This window comes from Vibrio sp. FF145 (genome assembly GCF_041439075.1).
Classification (GTDB): domain Bacteria; phylum Pseudomonadota; class Gammaproteobacteria; order Enterobacterales; family Vibrionaceae; genus Vibrio; species Vibrio tasmaniensis_A.
In genome coordinates this window covers 71,650-77,731 of sequence record NZ_JBGONH010000018.1, presented here as the reverse complement: position 1 = coordinate 77,731, position 6,082 = coordinate 71,650, and the positions used below count along the sequence as shown (strand labels likewise).

6 protein-coding genes are annotated in these 6,082 nt (G+C 43.7%); 1 reads left to right on the top strand and 5 read right to left on the bottom strand.

Features of this window, described 5'->3' with window-relative positions; genetic code table 11:
* Positions 1 to 173 precede the first annotated feature (173 nt).
* From ACED42_RS09080 to nfo, 3 genes are all read right to left on the bottom strand, one after another.
* On the bottom strand, positions 174 to 725 hold the full coding sequence (locus ACED42_RS09080; RefSeq protein ID WP_017098332.1) for a hemerythrin domain-containing protein: 552 nt from the start codon (positions 723 to 725) through the stop codon (positions 174 to 176).
* Between the two features lie 86 nt (positions 726 to 811).
* Complete coding sequence (gene ung, locus ACED42_RS09075; RefSeq protein WP_122047553.1) at positions 812 to 1,492, bottom strand: uracil-DNA glycosylase; 681 nt, start codon at positions 1,490 to 1,492, stop codon at positions 812 to 814.
* A 662-nt stretch (positions 1,493 to 2,154) separates the two neighbouring features.
* On the bottom strand, positions 2,155 to 3,063 hold the full coding sequence (gene nfo, locus ACED42_RS09070) for a deoxyribonuclease IV (RefSeq protein WP_371702236.1): 909 nt from the start codon (positions 3,061 to 3,063) through the stop codon (positions 2,155 to 2,157).
* Between the two features lie 326 nt (positions 3,064 to 3,389).
* On the opposite strand from nfo, the gene grcA reads away from it, so the two are divergent.
* Entirely contained in the window at positions 3,390 to 3,767 is a 378-nt protein-coding gene (grcA, locus tag ACED42_RS09065) for an autonomous glycyl radical cofactor GrcA (RefSeq protein WP_009848415.1), read from the top strand.
* A 78-nt stretch (positions 3,768 to 3,845) separates the two neighbouring features.
* On the opposite strand, the gene thrC is transcribed toward grcA, so the two are convergent.
* Together thrC and thrB are read right to left on the bottom strand one after the other, a co-directional pair.
* Positions 3,846 to 5,129 carry a threonine synthase gene (gene thrC, locus ACED42_RS09060; protein WP_017102983.1) on the bottom strand — a complete coding sequence of 428 codons (1,284 nt, stop codon included), beginning with the start codon at positions 5,127 to 5,129 and terminating at the stop codon, positions 3,846 to 3,848.
* Positions 5,126 to 6,082, bottom strand: a complete 957-nt coding sequence (gene thrB, locus ACED42_RS09055; protein ID WP_371702240.1) for a homoserine kinase — start codon at positions 6,080 to 6,082, stop codon at positions 5,126 to 5,128. The genes thrC and thrB overlap by 4 nt, the downstream gene beginning before the upstream one ends.

The following is a 6,082-nucleotide window of genomic DNA, read 5'->3' as shown; positions in this document are numbered from 1 at the left end:
AACCATCTGTAGGATCGTTCAACTGATCAGGAAAATGCTTAAATGATCAGTGTTACCTGTATAGGTGCCTTTTTTATTTTACGAGGTATTTAATCCGCTCAAAGCGTCATTTGGGAACTAGCCCTCTAAAATAGAGAGCATCTAAAATAGTCACGCTTCAACATGACAACTGGCTAAACGCACTCTTGTTCATTTTGTCGAACACGAGCCGCGAGTTGGCGGTACTCATCAGCAATTGTCTCTCCAAAGACAGGGTCGTCTTCAGGTTGAAGCCATTGAGACTCCACCTCTTGCCAATCTTTAACTGTGAACGACTCAACAATCATTGGTAACACATGCTTCTCTTCATATTCCATGTGTTTTCGTTGAGCTTTAACAAAAGCTTCAAGCTGCTCAATAAATACTTGTTGAGGAACCACCGCATCTTGAAGGATCATATCGACCACACCTAAAAAGTCCGCCGTTTTCTCAGAAAGCAATTGATGCTCCAGTTCCAAGTCTTCAATCACTTGATCACTGCCATATTGCTTAAGGTAGTAACGATAAATAACATCTTCTTTCGGGTGATGCACCTTGTCTGAATGGTCCATCAGATAATGAACCACCTCTGCGATCAGGCTATAGTTTATTTCTCGCTCCTGTTTCAGAAACTCTAACTTACTGTTGAGTATCGCGAGCAAACGAGCCATATAGCCATGCTCTCGTCTTATCCTTTCAATCATCATAGTATTGCACTCCATTACACCTACTATTTATAAGTGTATATGAAGATAGCAATTTGTGGTTTGACCCTGCTCAGAAAACCATCAATCTACAGTGCCAGTGGTAATGTCCAATCGATAGGCTGTTGATTAATAGAAGAGAGTAGCTCGTTGGTCATCGAAAAATGCTGACAACCGAAGAAACCACGGCGTGCTGATAATGGTGATGGATGAGGTGCAACCAACACATGATGCTTGTCTGCATCAATCGCTTGGCCTTTCTTCTGGGCGTGTGCGCCCCACAACAAGAAGATGATCGGTTCAGAGCGCTGATTGAGCTCTGCAATAACGGCATCGGTAAAGGTTTCCCAACCACACTTAGCATGTGAGTGGGCTTTTGCCTCTTCTACTGTAAGGACAGTGTTCAACATCAACACCCCTTGAGATGCCCAAGAATCGAGGTAGCCATGACTCGGGATCTCAAAGCCCTCTATATCTTGTGCAAGCTCTTTGTACATATTACGTAGAGAAGGAGGGATTTTTACACCTGGCAGTACAGAAAAAGCTAAGCCATGAGCTTGGTTAGCGCCGTGATAAGGATCTTGCCCTAGGATAACCACGCGTACGGACTCGAAAGGCGTCATATCGAAGGCACTGAACACCTGCTCTTGAGGAGGGTAGACGGTTTTCCCACTATTGCGTTGCTGTTCAACAAACGCGAGGACACTCTGAAAGTACTCTTTGTCACGTTCATCATTAATAATGGATTCCCAAGTCTTTGGTGCGCTCATCGTTTTACTTCCCAATCATCAAGGTTTCTAGGGGCTTTCGCCAGACAAAAAATAGCTGTATCGGCTAACTGTCCTAAATAAGGCTTTAGGGCGTGTTGACCTTTCGTGGTTAAATTTTGTTCGAGATAAAAGCGTTTTAATCGCGGCGAGGGAGAAGTAGCATAGTCATTCTAAGCAAATCTCCCTCAACAAAGAGTAAAACGCTTTTAGCCGAACCCTCCGGGCAGCGTTTGCTGGTCATTTCTACTGCGTTAGCGGCTTCTCATGTAGGCTAGCTACACGTCAAAGCCTCTGCCTTGTATAAATACCCAGCAACTCGCTGCAAAAATCAGCTCGAAAGATCAACACGCCCTATTTATACCTCATACAGCTATCAATAAACATGATGTGTAGGGTTCACTTGTTGATGAATCATAATAATCAGTTCAAGTTGTGTTTATCTCGATTAACCACTTTTCTGCTGTGTACGGTGGTGACCGTGGTTATGCACATGACGGTTTGGGGTTGGTAAACGGCGAGCAGCAGAAACAGTTGAAGTTTGGGCTTGTGAATACATAAAGGCACCTCCTCTAAGACATCGTGAACTACATATTCACTTTAATACTATGAAAGAAAGGTGCCAATTATTAGAAATAGACGGAAATAAATTTCCCCCTCTATTATTACGCTTCTTCGCTCACTGCCGTTGCTGAGCGATGGAACATTCTAAGTTGTTGAATTTCCTCTTTCCAGATCGTCGAATCAATGGTTTCCAAGATAAGAGGAATACCATTAAAGCGAGAATCCGAGGCAATATACTCAAAACAATCCCAGCCAATCTCGCCTTTTCCTAAAGAATGATGTCGATCGACTCGACTCGCGAACTCAGCTTTTGAATCATTGATGTGCATTGCTCTTAGATAGTGCATACCCACGATGCGGTCGAACTCAGCAAAAGTATGCTCACATGCTTCTTTTGTTCGTAGGTCATAGCCAGCAGTAAAGGTATGACAGGTATCTAAACACACGCCGACGCGTGACTTATCTTCTACTTGGTCGATGATCTCTGCTAGGTGCTCAAACTTCCAGCCAAGGTTCGTGCCCTGCCCTGAGGTATTCTCAATCACCGCAATCACATCAGGCACCGCTTGGTGAGCCAAGTTAATCGACTCAGCGATCTTAGCCAAACATTCGCTTTCTGAGATTTTCTTTAAATGACTCCCAGGATGAAAATTCAAAAGCGTTAGTCCAAGTTGATTACAACGCTCCATTTCATCAATAAAAGCCGCACGTGATTTCTCTAGCTTCTCTTCTTCTGGTGCTCCTAAGTTAATAAGGTAGGAATCATGAGGAAGGATGTGTTCAGCGCTAAAACCTAACATTTTACAGTTGGCTTTAAAGGCGCTGATGGTTTTGGCTTCTAGCGGCTTTGCTGCCCACTGTCTTTGGTTTTTGGTAAACAGCGCAAAAGCATTGGCACCAATCTCTCTTGCGCGCATTGGCGCCTGATCAACACCACCAGCAGCAGACACATGAGCACCAATAAACTTAATATTGGTTTGAGGTTTTGAGGATGAATTATTGTTTGTCATTAAATCACTTTACACTTTCAGAATGCTTAATAAATAAAGGGTCGTATCGTTTGTCGTTCAATAAAAACACAACAAATGTAGTAAACTTACAACAAATAAGACTGTTAAATATTTTTTATACTTTAAAATATTTTGTAATTACTTTGTTTTCAAAGGTTTTATTGATTTAACTCAAAGTAATCACCTTGAAAAAAATGAGGTTTTTGGTTGTTTTTTGACTTAAATCAATATTAAATTACCACAAACTAGGTATATATTACTCAGCTCAATAAAATTCGAAAGTTAACACCATAATCAAACCACATAAAGTGGACTAGGAGATAGTTATGATCCAAGGTATTCAAATTACTAAAGCAGCAAACGACGACCTACTAAACTCAATCTGGCTACTAGACAGCGAGAAGAACGAAGCTCGTTGTGTTGTTGCTACTTCAGGTTTCGAAGCTGACCAAGTTATCTCAGCTGCAGACCTAGGCGAGTACGAAAGCCGTGAAGTTGCTATCGAAGCAGCACCACGCATCGAAGGTGGTCAACACCTAAACGTTAACGTTCTTAAGCGTGAAACGCTAGAAGATGCTGTTGCTCACCCAGAGAACTACCCACAGCTAACTATCCGTGTATCGGGTTACGCTGTACGTTTCAACTCTCTAACGACTGAACAGCAACGTGACGTTATCGCACGTACGTTCACTGAGTCTCTATAATTTTTAGAGCTTGAATTAGAATACAAAAACGGCGCTCATTGAGCGCCGTTTTTATTTGTTCAACAATACAGATGTACGTTACGGTTGAACTCGACGAAGCACTACTTTTAGCGCTTCAAAATCATTATCAAGATCTTCAGATAACAACTCCATCGCCGCGTGTTTTGCTAGCGGGCCTGGCAGTTCAATATCCGTACCTAAAATATCATCAACCACTTCTTTGAATTTCGCTGGGTGTGCAGTACACAAGAACAGACCAGTTTCGTTCTCTTGCAGTTGCTCTTCCAATAGACGGTAAGCAATCGCACCATGAGGTTCACACAGGTAACCTTGAGCTTTTAGATCACGTACTGATTCAGCACTCTGCTCATCAGATACTTTACCTTTACCCAAAGTATCCAGTCCCCAACCTTTCAGTTGGCAAAGCTCTTCGATACGTGGCCAGTTGTTTGGTTGGCTCACGTCCATCGCGTTCGATGTTGTCGCAACCGTTGGTTTTGGATCCCATTGACCTGTTTCTAGGTAACGGGGAACCGTGTCGTTTTCGTTGGTTGCTGCAATGAAGCGTTTAACCGGTAAGCCTAGCGCTTTCGCTAATAGACCCGCAGTTAGGTTACCAAAGTTACCACTTGGTACAGAGATAACCAGATTTTCACGTTGCTCTTTGGTTAGCTGAGAAGCCGCCTCAAAGTAGTAACAGATCTGAGCCATCAAACGGCTGATGTTGATTGAGTTTGCTGAGTTTAAGCCAATTTCTTTACGCAGTTCAGCGTCGTCAAACGCGTCTTTTACTAATGCCTGACACGCATCAAAATCGCCATCAATCGCTACAGTGTGAATGTTCTTACCTAGCGTACAGAATAGCTTTTCTTGCAGTGGGCTGATCTTGCCTTTCGGGTATAGGATAACAACGTTGATGTTTTCCATGCCGTAGAATGCGTGTGCAACCGCAGCGCCAGTATCACCCGATGTTGCCGTTAAGATTGTGATTTGACCGCCATCCGAAACCGCAGCTAAAGATTGAGCCATAAAACGGCCACCGAAATCTTTAAACGCGAGTGTTGGACCGTGAAACAGTTCAAGTGCGTAAACACCGTCTTTCACTTGGTTGATCGGTGCTGGGAATTGGAATGCCGCATCCACTAGTTGATCAATCTGTTCTTTTGGTAACTCATCACCAATTAGAGCAGAAAGAATCTTTGAACTACGAGGGACAAAGTCCTCTGCAAGTAGTGCATCGATGTCATCGAACTTAGGCAGCTCTGATGGGAAAAATAGACCTTGGTTACGGCCTAGACCTTGACGAACGGCTTGGCCAAAAGAGACTTGCTCATCGTTTTCTTTGATGTTGTACAGCTTCATAACTCACTTCCTGTAACGATCGAACCTTGTTTATCTAAGCGACAAACGTGGACGAATCCTTCTTCATTTTGTACGTAATTTTGTTCTAACCAGCGTGCAACACGCTCGGCGACATCTTGTTCTTTGCAAATGCTAAATAGCGTAGGGCCACTACCAGAAATTCCAGTAGCTAATGCTCCTGCTGACGTTGAATATTTACGTGCATCAGCAAACCCTGGAAGCAGTTTCTCACGATATGGTTCAGCAATCACGTCTTTGATCATCTTAGCGGCTAGCTCCGGCTGACCAGAGTGACAAGCATGAATAAAGCCCGCTAAATGACGACCATGGGCAATCACATCCTGACGGCGATACTGAGAAGGCAAGATCTCTCGCGCTTCGGCCGTTGAAACCTTGATGCCCGGGTAAGCCATTACCCAATACCAATCGTCAAAACATGGAACCTCTTGGCTAATAATGCCAAGCTCTTCCAACATTAATTGCACACCACCAAGGTAACATGGCGCTACGTTATCGTAATGTATGCCACCTGAAATCTTACCTTCCATTTCACCCATCAGAGCAAGCAGTTCAGTTTCATTCAACGGTTGGCCATGAAAACGGTTCAAGGCATCAAGCGCCGCGACAATTGAACATGCACTTGATCCTAAACCAGAGCCGATAGGCATGTTCTTCTCTAGCGTCATCTCTAGATACTTAACTGAGATACCTTTCTTGTCTAACTCGCGAGAGAACACAACCCAGCAGTCGTAGACAATATTTTCTTTGGTTTCAGTTGGCAGCTTAGAAACAAAGCTGCCTGCTGTTTTTAGCGAGAATGGTTCATCACCGGCTTTAACCATTACTCGGTCACCAAGCAATGTGCCATCCACTGGAGACACAGCGGCCCCCAGCACATCAAAACCTACACTGACATTGCCGATTGATGCAGGAGCATAAACAACAACATCCAT

Coding starts and splice junctions, on each gene's coding strand:
- ACED42_RS09080 (WP_017098332.1), bottom strand. CDS start 725: ATGATGATTGAAAGGATAAGACGAGAGCATGGCTATATGGCTCGTTTG.
- ung (WP_122047553.1), bottom strand. CDS start 1,492: ATGAGCGCACCAAAGACTTGGGAATCCATTATTAATGATGAACGTGAC.
- nfo (WP_371702236.1), bottom strand. CDS start 3,063: ATGACAAACAATAATTCATCCTCAAAACCTCAAACCAATATTAAGTTT.
- grcA (WP_009848415.1), top strand. CDS start 3,390: ATGATCCAAGGTATTCAAATTACTAAAGCAGCAAACGACGACCTACTA.
- thrC (WP_017102983.1), bottom strand. CDS start 5,129: ATGAAGCTGTACAACATCAAAGAAAACGATGAGCAAGTCTCTTTTGGC.
- thrB (WP_371702240.1), bottom strand. CDS start 6,082: ATGGATGTTGTTGTTTATGCTCCTGCATCAATCGGCAATGTCAGTGTA.